Origin of the sequence: Xanthomonas bromi, from assembly GCF_900092025.1 — a bacterium.
GTDB lineage: Bacteria > Pseudomonadota > Gammaproteobacteria > Xanthomonadales > Xanthomonadaceae > Xanthomonas > Xanthomonas bromi.
Genome location: NZ_FLTX01000008.1, coordinates 202677 through 220128 on the forward strand (window position 1 = coordinate 202677; position 17452 = coordinate 220128).

Here is a 17452-nt window from a genome sequence, read left to right on the forward strand (position 1 = left end):
GCGCCTTGCCAGTCGCCACGTGTGTTGTGCACAACATCACGTGGCGACCGCGCTGGTCGAGGACCAGCAGGCCGATGGCGTGGCGCGACGATGGGGGCGAGGCAGTTGCGCGTGAGGCAATGACAGCGCGCCAGTCGTGACATAGCGCTCAGGTAACAGCTGCAGCGGCGTACTTGCATACGCAAGGCCACCGCTGCAGCGAGCCTGCGGCGTTAGATCAGTAGGTATAGCCCAAGGTCAGCATGTAGGTCCGCCCGGTTTGCACATAGGCACCGTCGGCGCCGGGATCGTAGGCCATGTAGCGCTTGGACTTGCCCTGCGTTTCATAGAACGTGGCGGCATTGAGCAGGTTCTTTGCCGAGACCCCCACATCGATGTGGTGTGGCAAGTGATAGGTCGCATTGAAATCCAGCGACTTCACCGGCTGCAGGTAGTAGTTGAGGCGGTCGGTGGTGAGCCCTAGCAGTTGCAGGCCGGTGTAGTTGTAGCTGAGGTCCGCGCGCAGATGCGTGTTGTCGTAGAACAGATCCAGGTTGTAGATGCGCTCCGGCGCGCGCGGTAACCAGGTCTTTTCCGGCTGATCGCTGCGTTTGCTGTCAGCTTCGCTGTGTTGCAGCGTGAGGTTGGCGGTGACGCCCAGATTGCTCCAAAGTCCGGGCAACTGCTGCAGCCGTCTGCTCGCTGCCAATTCCAGCCCATAGAGCTTTGCGGTGCCGCCGTTCTGCGGCATGGTCACCGGCACGCCGTTTTCGAAGGTGGTGCCGGTGGGCACCAGGCCACCCAGGGTGCTGTCGTTGCTGGTGGCCGATTGCGAGGTGTAGATGAAGCCGTTGATGCGCTTGTAGTAGGTCGAGGCGCTGAGGACACCGCCATTGTGATCGTAGAATTCGGCAGACAGGTCGGCGTTGTCGGCAGTGCTCGCCTGCAGGTTGGGATTGGGCTTGGAGATGCCGACCACTTTTTGGGTGTCGTCGATCGAATAGACCGTCTCGCCGGAAACCAGCCCGAATGCCGGGCGGCTGAAACTGCGGCGTAACGCCGCGCGATACACGGTGAGATCGTCCGGCCGATAGTTGATGCTGATGCCCGGCAAGACCTTGCCATAGGTACTGCCGGTGCCGACGAAACTGCCGGTGCTGCCATCGCCGCTGGATTGCCAGGAATCGGCCGAGTACCGCGTCAATTCGTAGCGCACGCCGGGCAGCACGCTCACCGCGCCGATATGCAGCGCGGCCATCGCATAGCCCGAATAGATTGCCTCGTTGCTGGAGGTGGTGTTGGCGTTGTAGTCGTTGGCGGTGTAGATACCTGCGCCGTTCGGATCGTCGACGTATTTGTAAGGCAGCGCCTGCGCGCGCATCCAGCCGCGATCCAGCAGTTTGAACGGCCCCGCGTAGTGACCGTCGAATGCGTTGTAGGTGATGCGGCCGGGAATCGCGCCTAGCGGCGGGCCACCGGCGGTGGGAAACGCGTAATTGGGGCCGCCAAAGTACGGGCCGTTGCTGACGAAATTGCCATCCTTGTGGAAGAACGGATGGTCGTACGCGCCGCGGTCGGAGTGATCGGCCGACAGGCCGAGCTTGACGCTGTCCAGCACAGTGCCATCGACCTGGTACGCGATGTCGGTATGCGCGTTGAAGCGGTTGTCGTGGCTGCCGGCATCGTGGCCCTGTACCTTCCACAACAGCGACGAATCCAGGTTGTAGAAAAAGTCCTTCAACGCCGGCGAACTCGGGTCGATGCTCGGGTAGGTGGTGTCGCTGAGATCAAAGGCGAAACTACCGGGCGTAAATCCATAGAGGCTGGCGGACACGTAATCCGGCCGGCTGCGGGTGCCGCGACCGAACGAGCTGCCGTAATCGAAGCGCAACCGGTCGAGCGTGGTCTGTCCACCCAGTTGCACGGTGGCCAGCGTTTCGTCGATGTCGTGCGTATTGAAGTACCCGCCGCGCACCGCCGTGGGCTGGTTGCGATAGGTTTCCAGGCGCGCACTTGACTGGTCCTGCTGGCCGGTGACGCCGTAACTGCCGTAGATGGCACGCGCATACAGCGCGCTGGTGTCACCTTGCCAATCCAGCGACAGGTTGGCGCCATAGCGTTCGATCTGGCTGGTGTAGAGGCTGTACTTGTAGCGTGTGCTGATCAATGGGCCAACATCGCGCAGGTCGGTGGCGTTGGTGAGGGCCGGATTTGCCGGCACGTACTTGCTGTTGGGCGCCGGTGCCTGCGCCATGTTGTTGTTCTTGCCGTAATAGGCCGATGCGTAGAGCCCGAAGGCGTCGCCTTGCCCGAATTTCCAGGCCAGCTCTTGCTGGAAGGTGCCGCCGCTGTCCTTTCCACCCAGATGGTGGGCCAATGCGTTGAACTGACCTTGCGCCGTGCTCTTGGCATAGACGTCTTGATCGAAATCGAACGCATTTGGAGTGCGCATTTCGATCGCGCCGCCGATCGAATCGCCGGGCATGTCGGGCGTGGGCGATTTCGACACTTGCACGGACTGGATGCCGAACGGTGCCAGCATGTTCAACGAAATGGCGCGTGTCGATGAGTCGGTTTCCGGCATGCCGAATCCGTTGAGCGTGTACGCGTTGTAGCTGGCGTCCATGCCGCGGATGCTGACGTAAGCGTTCTCGCCGGTGGTGGCCTGGCCAAGATGCATGTCGCTGTAGGAGGATAATCCCGGCAGATGCGCCACCACATCGGCGATGCCGCCGGATGGAATTGCATCGATTTGCTGCTTGCTCATCACGCTGTTGACGCTGTTGGACAGTCGCTGTTCGTTGAGCGATCCCGGCGCCGCGGCCTGCGTGGCTTGCACGTTGACCGAGTCCAGCGTGGTAGTGGTCATCTCGGCAGCGCACGCAAACGAGGGTGCTGAAAGCACCACTGCAATGGCACAGCTCAAACGATGGAAGGTGCGGGGAAACTGCATGCTGGGGACTCGTGTGATTGGAAAGGAAAGCCCGCGCCCGATCGACGGGCGCGGTCATGGATCGCCGACGCCTTCCATTGCGACAGGTCTGATGCGTGGGGTTGCTTGCACGGGTGCGCGGGTGCGCGTTCGTGCGCTCAGTGGCGCAGGTCGAGGTCGCCGCAATGCACGCTTGGTCGCTGCGGATTGCAACGCGCCACGGCATCGCCATCGAAGCGCACCACGTAGCCGTTATCGGCCGGCTCGTTGATCGGGAAGTCGGTACTGAGCAGTTGCGCTCCGCTGGCCAGCATGGCGTTCCGCCGGCGGGTGTCGTTGTGCTGTGCTTCTTTCAGGTCCGCATCGGTACGCGTACGCACCAGATAGCCGGCCTTGACCAGTTTCTTGATTTCATCGGCGGGGCCGTCGTTACGCTCGACGAAGGCCGCATCGTCTTCGCCCGGCACCGCATTGGTGAAACACACACGGCCACGCAGTGACGGATGGCCGGGCAGGTAGCTGGCGCCGGCAATGCGTTGGTCGAGCAAAAACACCACCTTGCCGCGCGCTTGGGCCAACGACGGCCAGCCATGCGCACGCACGCCGGCATTGAGCGTGGGCGCGCTGCCACGCACCTGGTCGGGGCTGATGTATTCGTCGGGCTGAAACACCGAGCGCAATTCGGCATCCAGCGCATCCATTGTCTTCGTATCGAACGGTTCGGGTTGCACGGTGGGGAACGCCAACTGGATCGGCGACTGCTTGGTTTCGAGCAGGATGAAGATCGGCACATGGCCCGGGTGCTGCTTCGACCAGCTGCGGATCTCCTGCAGGCAGGCGATCAACGGTTGGCAGTTGCTGCGCTGATCCAGATCCTGCACATGCATGACCTTGAAGCCGGGCCTGTCCATCACGCCAACGGGTGCGCTAGCCGGCGCGGCCGACAGACCCGCCTTGGCGATCTGCGTGGCGATTGCCGGGTGCGCATAGCGCCCACCCTGTGCATCGGCGAAGACGTCCAGTTCGACTTGGCGCACGCCATCGTCGAGTTGCCGCGCCAATGCGGGATGGCGGTAATCCAGCGCGGCAAACAATGCCGGATCCAGTTGCGTCAACAGCGCCGCTTCGCTGGGCGCAAAGCCGGCGTGGTAGCTGTTGTGGCTTCCGATGTACTGCAGATCGGTCAGACGTGGCGCCGCTTGCGCGACAAGACTGCTCAGCAACAGCGCGGAAAAAACGGCGGTGCGCGGGGTTTTTCTTCGCTTTGCGCGCATCAACTTCGTTTGGCGATTGATCCCTGACGTAACAGCAGTAAACGCGCGAAAAAGAGGCATGCAGCACAACCGGAAAGCGACGAGGTCGCCATCATCGCGGCTCAGTTTGACGCATATCTTTCCGCTGTGTGTCCGTGATGCGTCAGGCCTCGCCGCAATGCAGTCGTGTCGGTTGCAACTCCGTGACAGTGAGTTTCACGGTGAGGCGGTCTGTCGCAGCGCATGGGTCAGCAGCCGCGCCTGCAGGCGATCGCCCAGGCGGCGTGGCGCATCCAGCGTCATGCGTTGCAGGCAGGCAACTTCGGTGGCATGCGAGGCGTTGCGTGCGAGCAGTGCGCGACTCACCGTGGCGATTTTTCCGCCAGTGCTGGAGGTTGCGCGCTTGAGCCAATTCAGTGCCGGCAGCAGACGTTGTTCGATCTCGGTGAAGTCGCTGCCGAGCGGATAATCGGGCAGGCTGCCGTCGCGCCGAAATGGCGCCAGCGCCTGTTCCAGTGCCTGTGGCGTGTTGCGGCGCGCACGACTCGGCAGTGTCGGTTCTGTGCGTAGCTTGTGCGACTGTTTCGCCTGGGCGAGCAGGTCATCCTGGAAGCGCGCATCGCAGATGGTGAGCATTTCCAGCATGCAGTCCTGATCTGTCTTGTGGCGCAGATCGGCGATGCCGTATTCGGTGATGTAGAGATCGCGCAGATGGCGCGGAATGGTGGTGTGGCCGTAGTTCCAGCGCACATTGCTGTGCGTGTGCGCGCCAGACTCGCGGGTGGCGCGTAGCATCAAGGTACTGCGTGCCTGCGGCAGCGCATGCGCCATCGCCACGAAGTTGTATTGCCCGCCAACGCCGGACACGATGCGGCCATCTTCCAGTCCATCGGATGCCGCCGCACCCAGCGCGGTGGCCATCATGCAGGAGTTGAAGAAGCGGGCATCCTTGCGCTGTAACCGGTCCAACGCCTCGTTGCCGCCGTAGAGCTGATTGATCTCGCTGATGCGGCGCATGCCGATCGCGGCGCGTGTTGGCGCATCCAGATCGCGCAGCCATTGATAAAACGCAGGCGAGCCGAGGTAGAACGCGCCATGCAGGAATTCGCCTTCTTCAGCCAGACGGGCGTGGTCGGCTGCGTCGGCGCTGCCATCGCTGATGCGCTGCATCAGCGGCAGATCGTCGTGCACCTTGCGGCGGATCACGCCGCTGTCCACCAGTTGCTTGAAGCCTTCGTTGAGCATTTCGCTGCAGCCGTACAAGCCGATTGCGAAGGGCTCCAGGCTGCCGCTGGCCTGCACGGCCGGGTGCTGTTCCAGTGCCGGGTCCAGTGCATGCAGCACGCGGCGATAGGTTGCGTTATCGGTATGCCGCAGCACCAGGGCATGGCTCAGTGCATCGGCGAGCGTGCCGATGCCGATCTGCAAGGTGCCGCCATCGCGCACCAGGGTGCTGGCATACAAGCCGATGGCGTAGTCCACGCTATTCACCGCCTGTCGCGGTAGGCCGAACAGGTGGGGCGACGGACCGGGCAGGTCGATGATCAGATCGAAGAATGCGGCATCGACCGCGGCCGTCCCACCCATCCACGGCAACTGCGGATCGACTTCCGCAACCAGCATCGGCCGCGGCAAGCCGAGCGCCTGTACCGCATCCAGGGTGTCCTGGGTGATGTCGTTGTTGCACGACAACGACAGCTGCGTGCCGCCTGTTTCGCGCGCGACCTTTTGCACGATCAGGTTGGGCGCGCGCTGCGCCACTGCGGCAGCGGCATGCGTGTAGTTGAGGCTGGTGTAGTCGGCCTGGGCCTGGGTGGAATGCAGCAGCCCGCCGGACTGCATGTAGAACTCTTCTATTTGCACATGCGCGGGCAAGGCATCGCGCAGCATCGCATCGACATAGGCAAGGCGAGGGAAATCGTCACCGAAATGACGCGCGATGAATGGCGCGGCAAAACGTGCTTCGAGTCCGGCACCCGGCTTGGGCGGGTTGAGCGACAACGCCGTGTAAATGGCCAGCGGCCGCGACGGCGTGTCCTTGAGCTGGGTGTACAGCGCGTTCAACAGCCGGTGCGGCTTGCCGATGCCCAACGGTGCGCCGACACGTAGCGGTCCATCGATGTGTTGCAGGATGTGCGAAACCGCAGTGCTCAACTCAGTGACATGTGTGCTCATGCGCGAGAGCGTAGCCGAAAGCGCTGTCGTGCAGGCACCGATAGTTGTCAGGCCAGGCCTGACGCCGCGCAACGAATTGCTAGTGCAGAACTTACAACTCGGTAACACACGGCTCATGGTCACTTAATCGAGCTGGCCCAGCATGCGCTGCATGATCGTTTCCACGCCCTCTCGCTTGTACTCCCGCCCTGCATTTGCCAGTGCCAGCCTGATCGAGGCTGGGCATGCGCAGCGCCAGGAGGTGGAACGCTTTATCGCGGCGGTTTACCTGCGGCGTTATGGCGCGCAGCTGCGTAGCTTCCTGCCGCAGCTGCTGGTTTACCGCGATGCGGACGGCGCACTGATGGCGGCAGTGGGCATGCGGCTGGGTAGTGCTGGCGGGTTGTTCGTAGAGCAGTATCTGGACGAGCCTGCCGAGTCGGCGCTGGCCACCCGCATGGCCGCGCCGGTGGCACGCTCGGGCTTGGCCGAGGTGGGCAACTTCGCGGCGATCAGCTCCGGCAGCGCACGCGCACTGATCCCGCAGATGACCCATGCGCTGCACAATGCCGGTGTGCGCTGGGTGTTGTTCGCCGCGACCCGTGGCCTGCGCAATACCTTCGATCGGCTACAGCTAGGGATGGTGGTGTTGGCGCCTGCGTTGCAGTCGCGCCTTCGCGACGATGACACCGACTGGGGCAGCTACTACGCCACCCAACCGCAGGTGGTGTGCGGCGACGTCGCCGCCGGTCATGCATTTTTACTGGAGCGGCAGGCGTTGCATCCGCAGGCCACACGGCCGTGCATCGAGACGCTGCCGTACCTGATGGGAATGGGCGCATGAGCGCACGTTTCGCCCAATTGCTCGCTGAGTCGCACAGGCATGCGCCGCGGGTGCTGAGTGCCGCCGGCAGCCTGGACGCACAGACCCTGGCCGACGCGGTCGCGCGCTTGGCAGCACGCCTCCAGACCGCAGGACTGACGCGGGTTGCCAGCCGGCTGGACAACGGTCCGGACTGGTTGATCCTGGATCTGGCGCTACGTCTGATCGACGCCGTGCACGTGCCGTTGCCCACGTTCTTCTCCGATGCCCAGGTGCTGCATGCGCTCACGTCCAGCGGCGCGCAATGCGTGGTGACCGACGCGGCCGCCGCTGCGCCGCCCGGCACCAGTGGTCCGCTCCCAGCGCTGCAGCAAGAGACGCTGCAGTTCTGGCGGGTGGCGGCGGTCGTCGAGCGGCCCGCACTGCCGGAGGCCACTGCCTGCATCACCTATACCTCCGGCACCACCGGTCGTCCCAAGGGCGTGTGCCTATCGGCCGACAGCTTGCTCACGGTGGCCGCGTCGCTGGTGGATGCCTCGGCTGCGATCGCACCGCGTCGGCATCTGTGCCTGATGCCGTTGTCCACCTTGCTGGAGAACGTGGCCGGGCTTTACGCGACCTTGTTATCCGGTGCGCAGGTGGCGCTGCCGTCGCTGGCGCAGATCGGTTACACCGGCGCCAGTGGACTGGATGTGCCGACGCTGCTGCGCTGCCTGCAGCAGTATCAACCCGAAAGCGTCATCCGTTGGACACGCCGATTCTGGTGCTCAGCGCACGCGAGCGTGCAGCCGACCGCGCGCTTGGCCTGGATGTCGGTGCAGACGATTATCTAGGCAAGCCGTTCGACACCAATGAACTGTTGGCGCGCACGCGGACCATTCTGCGCCGCTCGGCCGGGCGCACGCAGCCGGCACTCCAGGCCGGCGCGCTGCGGCTGGATCCGGTCGGCATGTCCGTTCGCTGGCATGGCCGCGATCTGGATCTGACCCGTCGCGAGTTCGCACTGTTGTGGCTGCTGATGGAGCAACGCGGCCGGCCGATCGGTCGCGAACGCATCCAGCAACATCTGTATGGATGGGACGAAGACGTCGCCAGCAATGCGGTGGACGTGCATGTGCACCAGTTGCGTCGCAAGCTGTCGGCGTCTGTGATCCGCACCGTTTGCGGCATCGGTTATGCGCTGGACGAACAGGCCGCACAGGCCGCCGCGGTGCTGCCGCAAGCGCCGCAATGAACTCGATTCGGCGCGTGTTGTTGCTGGCCCTGCTGGGAGTGTTGTCGCTGCTGATGCTGGCGGCAGCCGGTTTCAGTTATCGCGCAGGCCTGCAGGAAGCCGGTGAAATGTCCGATGCACGCCTGGTGCAATCGGCGTGCGTGCTGCTGTCGTTGGTGGATCAAGCCTTGGACGATCTGCCCCAAGGCGAGCCGATCGTGATCCGCGGATGGCACGGGCAGGCACAAGGCGTGGGCGAAGCGCTGGCGTTCAAGGACGGCCATGCCTACGAAACCAAACTGGCATTCCAAGTGCGCCACCCTGCCGGCGCGCTGCTGTTGCGTTCGGACAGCGCGCCGACGCAACCGCTGGCGCCGCTGCGTGCCGGCTATGCAGACGTCCAATTTGCCGACGGCCAGTGGCGCACATTCACGCTGCGCTCGCCGGGCGGGCGCTGGTTCCAATCGGCCGAACGCGCCGACATTCGTGAGGAACTTGCCGAAGACATCGCGCTGGGAACCTTGTTGCCGCTACTGATGGCGCTGCCGTTGATGGTGCTGCTGATCTGGGCGGTGGTGAATTGGGCAATGCGCTCGCTGGTGCGTGTCTCCGACGAGATCGGCGAGCGCGACCCCAAGCGCTTGCAGCCGTTGCAGCCGCAGCATATGCCGCGCGAGGTGCACGGCCTGGTGCGCGCAGTGAACGGATTGATGGACCGCGTGCAGGATGGCTTGGAACGCGAACGTCGCTTCATCGCCGATGCTGCGCATGAATTGCGGACACCGATCGCCGCACTCAAAGTGCATGCGGCCAATTTGCGTCTGGCCGCCAATGCGCAGGAACGCGATGAATCGCAGCACCAGCTCGATGCCAACGTGTTCCGCATCGAACGCATGATCGCGCAACTGCTGGCCTTGAGCAGGGTCGAAGCGGCGGCTGCGCTCCCACAGCGCAGCGTGAGCCTGGACACCTTGGTACGCAGCGAGTCCGAAGACGTGCTGGTGCTGGCAGTGCAGCGCCAGCAGACCGTGGAGCTGGCACTGCAACCGGTGATGGTCATCGCCGACGAAACCGCGTTGTCGTTGCTGCTGCGCAACCTGCTGGAGAATGCCGTGCGCTACACACCGGTCGGTGGTCGCATCCGGGTCAGCACGCACCACGCACCGCTGCCGACCCTGGTGGTGGAAGATTCCGGTCCCGGCATACCGGAAGCCGCACGCGCAGGCGTGTTTCATCGCTTCCATCGGGAACTCGGTACCGGTGTGGAAGGCAGCGGGCTGGGGTTGTCGATCGTGCACGACATCGCCGTGGCACATGCCGCACGCGTGCAGCTGGATGAAGCTCCCACGTTGGGCGGCTTGCGGGTCAGCGTGCAATTTGCCGGCAACCCGATCAGCTGACAGTCGATCCGCAGGGCGGGGCATCACGCACCGACGAACGGTGCTTGACATCGGGTTCGTTTACGCGCGTAATCGATAAAAATTACGAGTGTAATCGCATGTCGATCAGTGACGCTGAAGCCGTGGTGATGCAGGTGCTCTGGGATGGCGCGCCGCGCACGGCAGACGAGGTGGTTGCCGCGTTGGCGCACACCGGCTGGGCCGAGCCGACCATCAAGACCTTGCTCAATCGGCTGCTCACCAAAGGTGCCGTTGCGGCAGAAAAACACGGCCGCAAATATCACTACGCGCCGCTGCTGGCGCGTGAGCACTGGGTGCAGCAGCAGAGCGAAGGACTACTGCAGCGACTGTTCGGCGGGCGGATTGCGCCACTGGTAGCGCACTTCAGCGAACGTGGAAAACTCAGCGCGTCCGACATCGCGGAATTGAAGCGTCTGCTCAAGGAGTTGGACGATGCACCTTGACCTGCCATTGCTGTTGCGCGTCACCCTGTACAGCAGCGCCGCGTTGCTGACATGTCTCGTTCTGCGTCGCGCACTGCGTGCATGGCTGGGCGCAACAGCGGCGTACGCGATCTGGGCCGCCGTGCCGCTCGCAGTGCTGGCAGCCGTCATGCCGGCCCCGCAGATCGCCACCGCATTGCCCAAGATGCCGGCGTTGGTCGCGATGCCGCTCGACCTGCAAGGTAGCGAACCCACATGGGCGGGGACATTGCTGGCTGTCTGGGGGGCCGGTGCGGTCGCGATGGCCGTAGCGCTCTGGTGGCGACAGCAGCGTTTCGTGCGCAGTCTGGGTGCATTGCATGCGCTCGACAGCGGGCTATGGACGGCAACGCACGATGTGGGCCTGCCGGTGTCGCTGGGTATCTTGCGCCCGCGCATTGTGCTGCCGATGAATTTCGACACGCGCTACACCGCCGCCGAGCGCACCTTGATCCTGGCGCATGAGCAACTGCATCTGCGGCGTGGCGATCTGTATGCCAATCTGCTGGCGGCACTGTTGCTGTGCATCGGCTGGTGTCATCCGTTGATGCATCTGGCATGGCGCGCGTTCCGGCTGGATCAGGAACTGGCCTGCGATGCAGACGTGCTTGCGCGCTATCCAGGCAAGCGTCGCAGCTACGCCACCGCCATGCTCAAGACCCAGTGTGGTGCCGACTGGATGCCCACCGCTTGTCACTGGACCGCGCCGCACGCAGTCACGCAACGCGTCGCGGCCTTGTTGGAGCCAGCGATGGAGGTGCCGCGCGCGCGCTGGAACCTGCGCATGGTGGTCTTATTGGCGGTGATGGTCAGCGGCGCCTGCTGGGCGTTCCAGCCTGCGCAGCTGCAGGGCAGGCGCGTCCCCGGCAATGGACTGGACTTCCACACCATGCAGCCGCCCAGGTATCCGCCTGACGCGTTCGCGGCAGGCGTGGCGGGATTTGTCGAATTGCAGATCGCGGTGAGCCCAACTGGAACACCCGACCACATCGCCATCGTGCGCAGCACCCCGGCTGGCGTGTTCGATCAGACCGTGCTCGACGCAGCACGCCACTGGCGCTTCCCACCTGCACTGGAGGATGGCAAAGCGGTTGCGTCCGAGGTGCGCGTGCCGGTGAAGTTCGAATTGGATTCACCGGACACGGCGCCGGCGACCGCAGAACTGGATATGGATATCGGTGCTGCCGGGACGTCGCCCACTGCCGCAGCGACCGAGCGTGCTGCCGGCTGCGCAACAGCGGAATGCGCCACACGCGGAACGCTGCAATGAATCAGCGTCTGGTCTGCAGCGTCGCACTGGCCCTGGCCGTGAGCAGTTGCGCAACCCGCCAGGTCGCGGAGCAGGAACGCAGCGAGCGCGAAGATTCAGTGGATCAACGCATGCTGCCCTCGCAGCCGGATGGCGCTGGCGCTGCGGGCATCGCGTCCTACACGCTGGAACCAGCGCAGCGCTTCCGCATGCCGCGCGCGCTGCACAGCGAGGCGCCGGTACTGCCCGCCGATTCGCCGCGCCAGACCTTGGCGCCGACCACCGTCTGCGCGCATCTCATCCTGAGCGCCGATGGTACGGTGCAGCGCGTCGACCCGATGTCCGACCGTGACGAATGCGCGGCGGGACTACTGCCGGACAACGCCGATCTGATGCAAGCGGTGTGCACCACCGCGCAGCGATGGCAGTTCGTTCCGGCCGCGATGTGTACCTATGCACCAGGGGTCGCGCAACCGGCAGCGCCGGACGACTGCACTGACGCGACGCAGATCGAGCCGGTGCCGGTGACGCTATCGTTCGCGTTCACCTTCGAAGTGCGGCAGGGCAAGGTGAGTGTGCGGACCGGGAAGGTCGCACGCTAGGTGCTGCAGCCATTGCGCAGCGTGTGGGCACGCGTGATCGAAGCTGGCGAGGTAATGCCCGCCGGTTCGCGTCTACTGCGCGGCACGGCAATGGCGCGCAGTGAATGGAGTGGTTGACGAAGACGGACCAAGATCGTCAAGGCCGTCCTCGATATCCGTGCGACACCGCAAGACACGCAAGCGCAGATCGACACCCACACCGCCCTCAATCCAGCACATGGACGCTGTCGGCAATGCGCTGTACTTCATCGGGGTGATGGCTGACGTAGAGCATCGGCAGGCGAATTTCGTCGCGCACGCGCTGCAGGTAAGGGATCAATTCTTCGCGGCGCGCGTGATCCAGGGCCGACAGCGGTTCGTCGAACAGCAGGATGGAAGGTTGCGCCAACAAGGCACGGCCGATCGCCACGCGCTGCGTCTCGCCACCAGAGAGGTTGCGTGGCCGGCGTTGCAACAGCGGCGCGATGCCGAGCAAGGCCACCACATCGTCGAAGCCAAAAGGCGTGGTGCCGCGCGCATGCCGGCCATAGCGCAGGTTGCGCCGCACATCCAGATGCGGGAACAGCCGCGCATCCTGAAACACGTAACCGATCCGGCGCTTGTGCGTGGGCAGGTCGATGCCCTGCCCGGCGTCGTACAGGCAGCGTCCATCGATGCGGATGTGCCCGGCCTGCGGGCGCACCAATCCGGCAATTGCGTTCAGGACTGTGGTCTTGCCGGCACCGGAGGGCCCCACCAGTGCGACGACGCGCGCATCGTCGTGGATACGGATGCGGCGTTCGAACGTGCCGCGTTGCAGCTGCAGATCCAGATCCAGCATCACTCGTCCTCGTGCGGATGCGGCCGGCGCACCAGCCACTCGGACAGCAGCAACGCCGCCAGCGAAATCGCCAGCGCCACGCCGGCCAGCCGCCAGATGCCCGATTCCATGCCCGGCACCTGCATCAGCCCGTAAATGGCCGACGACAAGGTCTGCGTTTCGCCAGGGATATTCGACACGAAGGTGATGGTGGCGCCGAACTCACCCAGTGCCTTGGCGAACGCGAGCACCACGCCGGCGACCAGGCCCGGCCAGGCCAGTGGCAAGGTGATGCTGAAGAACACGCGCCACGGCCCGGCGCCCAGCGTGGCGGCGGCCGCTTCCAGGCGGCGATCGGTGGCTTCGATCGACAGACGAATCGCGCGCACCATCAGCGGGAATCCCATCACCGCACACGCAAGCGCGGCGCCGGTCCACCGGAAGGCGAACCGGATACCGAGGTGTTCCAGCAACCAACTGCCCACCGGCCCCTGCGTGCCCAGCACCACCAGCAGCGCATAGCCGGTGACCACCGGCGGCATCACCAAGGGCAGATGCAGCAGCGCGTCCAGCAAGGCCTTGCCCGGAAAGCGGCGCCGCGCCAACAGCCAGCCGCAGGCAATGCCCGGCGGCAGGCTGGCGAGCGCCGCCACGATCGCGACCTTGAGACTCAAGCCGATCGCGGTCAGCTCTTCCGGGGTGAACATCGACAAACCGTGTGCCTCAATCCTTCAACGAAAAACCGCGGCGCACGAAGATCGCCTTCGCCGGTTTGCTGCGTAGCCAGGTCACGAATGCGGCGGTTGCGGGATTGCGGCTGTTCTTCAGTGCGGCAACCGGATACACGATGGCGTCATGGCTGTCGTCGGGAAAGGTGGCGACCACGCGCACCTTGGCATCGGCACGTGCGTCCGAGCCATACACGATGCCCAACGGGGCTTCGCCGCGCGACACCAGCATCAGTGCCGCGCGCACGCTGTCCGATTCGGCAAGACGGTTGCTGACGCTGTCCCATTGGCCGAGCTTGCGCAGCGCAGCGGCGGCGTATTTGCCGGCCGGCACGCTGGCGGTCTGGCCAACGGCCAGGCGCCCGCTCTGTCCAAGCGCCTTGGCGATGGCGCCGGGCGTGCGTGGGTCGAGGCGCAGCGTGCTGTTCGCCGGGGCGACCAACACCAGGGTGTTGCCGAGCAGGTTGTGGCGCTGCGCCGGCAGCACCAGGCCGCGCTGTTGCAGATAGTCCATCCATTCCAGGTCGGCCGAAAAGAAGACGTCGGCGGGTGCGCCTTGTTCGATCTGGCGTGCCAGCGCGGAGCTCGCCGCATACGACACCCGCACCGGGGTGCCGGTCGCTTTCTCGTACGCGGCTGTGGCTTCGTCCATCGATTCTTTCAGGCTGGCAGCCGCAAACACCGTCACCGGTGCGGTTTGCGCACTCGCCAGCATCGGCATCGCCGCCGTCAGCACGCATAACGCGCGCAGCCAGAAACCGATCATGCGCATGGGAAGCTCCTCACCAGTCAGGTAGGCCCCGATCATAGCGGCTACGCGATGCGCCCCGCGTGGCGAGCCTACCCGCGCGGTAGAGTGACTCCGGAGTAGTGTCCCGCCTGAAGATTGGTCTGCAAGGCCGGCCGGATCAGCTTGGGTTCGGACAAGCTGGCATCGCGCGCCTGTCGCTGCGCCACGAAGGCATCGACATCCACGCCGTCGCGCACGTGGATATTGCTGCGCCGCTGCGCGCCGATACTGGTCTGGTGCGCCACCGCGCGCCCGCCCGGCCCGTAGTCGTGGCAGACGAAGACGCGAGTGCTCTCCGGCAGCGCGTACAGGCGCTGGATCGAGGCAAACAGCTGGCGCGCATCGCCGCCGGGGAAATCGCAACGCGCCGTGCCCGCATCGGGCATGAATAACGAGTCGCCCGGAAACAGCGCATCGCCGATCAGATACGCAATGCTGTCGCTGGTGTGGCCGGGCACCGCGATGACGCGTGCTTCGATACCGCCAAGCAGGAAGCGCTCGTCGTCGGCAAACAGATGATCGAACTGCGAGCCATCGGCCCGAAAGTCGTCCGGCAATGCGTACTGCGGTGCGAGGGCTTGCTGCACCTGGCGAATGCCTTCGCCGATGCCGATGCGCGCCTGCGGCCATTGCTGTTTCAGCCACTGCGCAGCAGACAGGTGATCGGCATGCGCGTGGGTTTCCAGTAGCCACTGCAGCTGCCATCCGTGCTGCCCGATGGCATTGAGGATGGCTTGCGCCGCCTGGGTGCCGATGACGCCGGTCTCGGCTACGTAGTCCAACGCCGGGTCGATCACTGCCGCCGCACCGGTGGCCGCATCGGCGACCACATAGGTGAAGGTGTTGCTGTCGGCATGAAAGAACGCACGCACCCGGGGCTGCAGCGGCGTCTCCACGTCAGGGGCTGGCCAGCGCCGCGTTGAGTATCGCGGCGAGCCGGTCACCAGCGACGCGTAGCTGGGTTTCGGCGATCGGGCGATAGGTGGCGATGTAGGTGGTGGGCAACACGTGCGCGCTCGGGTAAACGCCCGGCGTGACGGCGATCTTGCACGACGCCTGCGCCCATGCCGCAGCCGGCGGTGGCAGAACCGGAGACACCGGCGCGGCCGCTGGTAATGCGAGCAGGCGTTGCAGATACGCATCGTCGCTCAGATGGCGTTCGTTGAGCATGCCGCTGTCCCACAACGCATGCAGGTTGCTGCCCTTGCCGTCGATCTGCAGCTGGAAGTCGTTGCCGCCCTTGTCGTGGGCATAGCCGGCGTGCATGGGCTGATGGATGTCGCCGACGAAATGCACCACGAACTTCAAGGCCTGGCGGCGCACGTCCAGCGGCTGTGTGCGATCTGCGAGCAGGGCGGTTTGCCGGTCGAGCGCGGCAATCACACAGTTGCCGTCCGGGCAGTCGCGCGGCGGCGAATACGTGCAGTCGTGTTCGCCGAGATTGACGTAATGCCAGGGGCCGGAGCGCTTGCCCAAATCGGGGTCGTGCTCGCGCAACTCATCGGCCCAGGAGGCCACGCCGTGCAGTGTCGGGTCGGGCTCGCCGGCCAGCAATTGCGCCACTTGTGCGCGTGCCTGCGGGCTCAGTTCGGTTTCGGCGATACGCGCCACCAGACGGTGGCCTTGCGGGCCCCAGGCCAACGCGGTGGTGGGGTGAAGCGCGGCGGCCATTGCCGTTGCAACAACGAATGCTGGGAGGGGGAAAGTTTTCATTTCGCGATTGTACGCATCGGTCCGGGACGGTTTGATGGCCGTCCCGCACATGCGACAGCCGCGCCTCAGCATGAGGCCGGTACTGCCTGGAGCGGCTGACAAAAATGCAGCAAGCAATCGTCAGGCGGGAGTGGGCGGCGCGCAGCAACTTGCGTATAGGCGTGGTGCCTGTCGATCCTCGCCGGTCTGGCGGCTGCACGGACCTGGCTAGCCGCTCTTAGTAATACACCAGGTACGACACACCGAAGGTCAGTGGATCGATCCGCGCCTTACCCTGCCGCGCACCATTGAAGTCGACGTCGCTGCGCGAATCGGTCCAGCGCGCATCCACGCGCAGGCCGCTGCGCTCGTTGAAGATGAAGTCCACGCCGACATGCGCGGTGGCGCCGACCGAATCGCCGAAGCGCGGATCACCGTTATTGATCGTCGGCTCGGTGTCTTCGCCCAGAAACGTGGTGTAGTTGATGCCCACGCCCACGAACGGCGACACCGTGCCGTAGCCGTTGATGTGTTACTGCAACAACACGTTCGGCGGCACCGACCAATAGCTGCCCACCTTGCCGATGCCCTGCAGTTCGAGGTCGTGCTTGCCGGCCACTGCGGCATGCACTTCGATCCCAAGGTTGTTGCGCAGGAAGTATTCGTAGGTGAACGACAGCGCCGGCGCGCTCGTGATCTCGGCCTGCGTACCGCCGAAGGTGCCGCTGTTGGACTTGGGCGAGACATAGCCGGCACCGTAACCGGTCGTCCAATGACCGGCCGACTGTGCAAAGGCGGGTGCGGCCGAGGCGGCCAGTGCGATGGCGAGGGCGGTGCGAGTCAGCGTGTTCATGGAATCCCCGGTAGGTCGGACAGACGGTCGACGTGATCGACCTGTCCGCAACTCCGGCGGTGGATGCACGTCCCTGGGCAGCAAGTGTGCCAGAGATGCGCCGCCCACGCCGCAGGGGATCAGAGTCGCTGTACGTACGCAATGCGAAGGTGTTTAAACGGCAAGCAGTAGATGCAGGGCTTCAACGTTGGCTACCGCTGGCGCGCAGGATTGCGCTACTGCGGGACGCTGGCGAACGCGGTGGCCAGGCTGGCGAGCAGCAGGATGGAGCGCAGACGCATCGAAACTTGCGTGGGGGCAATGGATGCAGGACGCCTTGTGGCTCGGTGCTGCCGCTGCCTCGATCCTGATCGATCCGGTAGCGTTCCCGGGTGCCTGGCCTTGCGGTCTTGTCGATCGACATGAAGGCGTAAACGCCAGCACCGACTGCGCTCTCGATTATCGAGCACGGGTACCGTGCGGTAATCGACCGCGTCCTGCGGCTTCCGGGTCAGGAACTTAGG

The 17452-nt window shown here is 64.7% G+C and carries 14 protein-coding genes and 3 pseudogenes; 7 read left to right on the forward strand and 10 right to left on the reverse strand.

The window, feature by feature from the left end; genetic code table 11:
- Nucleotides 1–217 precede the first annotated feature (217 nt).
- The 3 genes from XBLMG947_RS03530 to XBLMG947_RS03540 form a co-directional block, all read right to left on the reverse strand.
- Nucleotides 218–2932: a TonB-dependent receptor gene (locus XBLMG947_RS03530; protein WP_065466407.1), complete on the reverse strand. Its 2715-nt coding sequence runs from the start codon at nucleotides 2930–2932 to the stop codon at nucleotides 218–220.
- A gap of 137 nt (nucleotides 2933–3069) precedes the next feature.
- Complete coding sequence (locus XBLMG947_RS03535) at nucleotides 3070–4245, reverse strand: phosphatidylinositol-specific phospholipase C1-like protein (RefSeq protein ID WP_065466408.1); 1176 nt, start codon at nucleotides 4243–4245, stop codon at nucleotides 3070–3072.
- 135 nt (nucleotides 4246–4380) lie between these two features.
- The gene (locus XBLMG947_RS03540) at nucleotides 4381–6339 is read right to left on the reverse strand and encodes an acetyl-CoA hydrolase/transferase C-terminal domain-containing protein (protein ID WP_065466409.1); all 1959 of its coding nucleotides are present in this window, start codon (nucleotides 6337–6339) and stop codon (nucleotides 4381–4383) included.
- 175 nt (nucleotides 6340–6514) lie between these two features.
- Between XBLMG947_RS03540 and XBLMG947_RS03545 the strand changes: the two genes are divergently transcribed.
- The 7 genes and pseudogenes from XBLMG947_RS03545 to XBLMG947_RS03575 all read left to right on the forward strand — a co-directional run bounded on the left by XBLMG947_RS03545 (nucleotide 6515) and on the right by XBLMG947_RS03575 (nucleotide 12087).
- Entirely contained in the window at nucleotides 6515–7162 is a 648-nt protein-coding gene (locus XBLMG947_RS03545) for a thermostable hemolysin (protein WP_065466410.1), read from the forward strand.
- Nucleotides 7159–7884, forward strand: a pseudogene (locus XBLMG947_RS03550) (AMP-binding protein); the annotation flags it as partial. The gene XBLMG947_RS03545 and the pseudogene XBLMG947_RS03550, both read left to right, overlap by 4 nt.
- A gap of 2 nt (nucleotides 7885–7886) precedes the next feature.
- Nucleotides 7887–8375 (forward strand): annotated as a pseudogene (locus XBLMG947_RS03555) (winged helix-turn-helix domain-containing protein); the annotation flags it as partial.
- 17 nt (nucleotides 8376–8392) lie between these two features.
- Nucleotides 8393–9754 (forward strand): ATP-binding protein, encoded by a 1362-nt coding sequence (locus XBLMG947_RS03560; protein ID WP_065466426.1) that lies wholly within the window; start codon nucleotides 8393–8395, stop codon nucleotides 9752–9754.
- Nucleotides 9755–9852: 98 nt separating this feature from the next.
- Complete coding sequence (locus XBLMG947_RS03565; RefSeq protein ID WP_065466411.1) at nucleotides 9853–10218, forward strand: BlaI/MecI/CopY family transcriptional regulator; 366 nt, start codon at nucleotides 9853–9855, stop codon at nucleotides 10216–10218.
- Nucleotides 10208–11506, forward strand: coding sequence for a TonB family protein (locus XBLMG947_RS03570; protein WP_065466412.1), 1299 nt, complete (start codon nucleotides 10208–10210; stop codon nucleotides 11504–11506). Before XBLMG947_RS03565 ends, XBLMG947_RS03570 begins: the two co-directional genes overlap by 11 nt.
- Nucleotides 11503–12087: a hypothetical protein gene (locus XBLMG947_RS03575; RefSeq protein ID WP_065466413.1), complete on the forward strand. Its 585-nt coding sequence runs from the start codon at nucleotides 11503–11505 to the stop codon at nucleotides 12085–12087. The genes XBLMG947_RS03570 and XBLMG947_RS03575 overlap by 4 nt, the downstream gene beginning before the upstream one ends.
- A gap of 205 nt (nucleotides 12088–12292) precedes the next feature.
- Here the strand turns inward: XBLMG947_RS03575 and modC are convergent, their stop codons facing one another.
- The 7 genes and pseudogenes from modC to XBLMG947_RS23330 all read right to left on the reverse strand — a co-directional run.
- Nucleotides 12293–12907: a molybdenum ABC transporter ATP-binding protein gene (gene modC / locus XBLMG947_RS03580; protein ID WP_065466414.1), complete on the reverse strand. Its 615-nt coding sequence runs from the start codon at nucleotides 12905–12907 to the stop codon at nucleotides 12293–12295.
- Nucleotides 12907–13593: a molybdate ABC transporter permease subunit gene (modB, locus tag XBLMG947_RS03585; protein WP_181093067.1), complete on the reverse strand. Its 687-nt coding sequence runs from the start codon at nucleotides 13591–13593 to the stop codon at nucleotides 12907–12909. Before modB ends, modC begins: the two co-directional genes overlap by 1 nt.
- A gap of 16 nt (nucleotides 13594–13609) precedes the next feature.
- Nucleotides 13610–14386 (reverse strand): molybdate ABC transporter substrate-binding protein, encoded by a 777-nt coding sequence (modA, locus tag XBLMG947_RS03590; protein WP_065466416.1) that lies wholly within the window; start codon nucleotides 14384–14386, stop codon nucleotides 13610–13612.
- A gap of 68 nt (nucleotides 14387–14454) precedes the next feature.
- Complete coding sequence (locus tag XBLMG947_RS03595; RefSeq protein ID WP_065466427.1) at nucleotides 14455–15288, reverse strand: MBL fold metallo-hydrolase; 834 nt, start codon at nucleotides 15286–15288, stop codon at nucleotides 14455–14457.
- A 13-nt stretch (nucleotides 15289–15301) separates the two neighbouring features.
- On the reverse strand, nucleotides 15302–16075 hold the full coding sequence (locus XBLMG947_RS03600) for a S1/P1 nuclease (RefSeq protein ID WP_065466417.1): 774 nt from the start codon (nucleotides 16073–16075) through the stop codon (nucleotides 15302–15304).
- A 259-nt stretch (nucleotides 16076–16334) separates the two neighbouring features.
- Nucleotides 16335–16949: pseudogene (locus XBLMG947_RS03605) on the reverse strand (OmpW/AlkL family protein).
- 215 nt (nucleotides 16950–17164) lie between these two features.
- Nucleotides 17165–17452 (reverse strand): hypothetical protein (locus tag XBLMG947_RS23330; protein WP_209437461.1); only part of this gene is annotated, 288 nt, incomplete at its 5' end.

Bases quoted from the DNA above. Each gene is read 5' to 3' on its own strand.
- XBLMG947_RS03530 (WP_065466407.1), bottom strand. From the start codon at position 2,932: ATGCAGTTTCCCCGCACCTTCCATCGTTTGAGCTGTGCCATTGCAGTG.
- XBLMG947_RS03535 (WP_065466408.1), bottom strand. From the start codon at position 4,245: ATGCCTCTTTTTCGCGCGTTTACTGCTGTTACGTCAGGGATCAATCGC.
- XBLMG947_RS03540 (WP_065466409.1), bottom strand. From the start codon at position 6,339: ATGAGCACACATGTCACTGAGTTGAGCACTGCGGTTTCGCACATCCTG.
- XBLMG947_RS03565 (WP_065466411.1), top strand. From the start codon at position 9,853: ATGTCGATCAGTGACGCTGAAGCCGTGGTGATGCAGGTGCTCTGGGAT.
- XBLMG947_RS03570 (WP_065466412.1), top strand. From the start codon at position 10,208: ATGCACCTTGACCTGCCATTGCTGTTGCGCGTCACCCTGTACAGCAGC.
- XBLMG947_RS03575 (WP_065466413.1), top strand. From the start codon at position 11,503: ATGAATCAGCGTCTGGTCTGCAGCGTCGCACTGGCCCTGGCCGTGAGC.
- modC (WP_065466414.1), bottom strand. From the start codon at position 12,907: ATGCTGGATCTGGATCTGCAGCTGCAACGCGGCACGTTCGAACGCCGC.
- modB (WP_181093067.1), bottom strand. From the start codon at position 13,593: ATGTTCACCCCGGAAGAGCTGACCGCGATCGGCTTGAGTCTCAAGGTC.
- modA (WP_065466416.1), bottom strand. From the start codon at position 14,386: ATGCGCATGATCGGTTTCTGGCTGCGCGCGTTATGCGTGCTGACGGCG.
- XBLMG947_RS03600 (WP_065466417.1), bottom strand. From the start codon at position 16,075: ATGGCCGCCGCGCTTCACCCCACCACCGCGTTGGCCTGGGGCCCGCAA.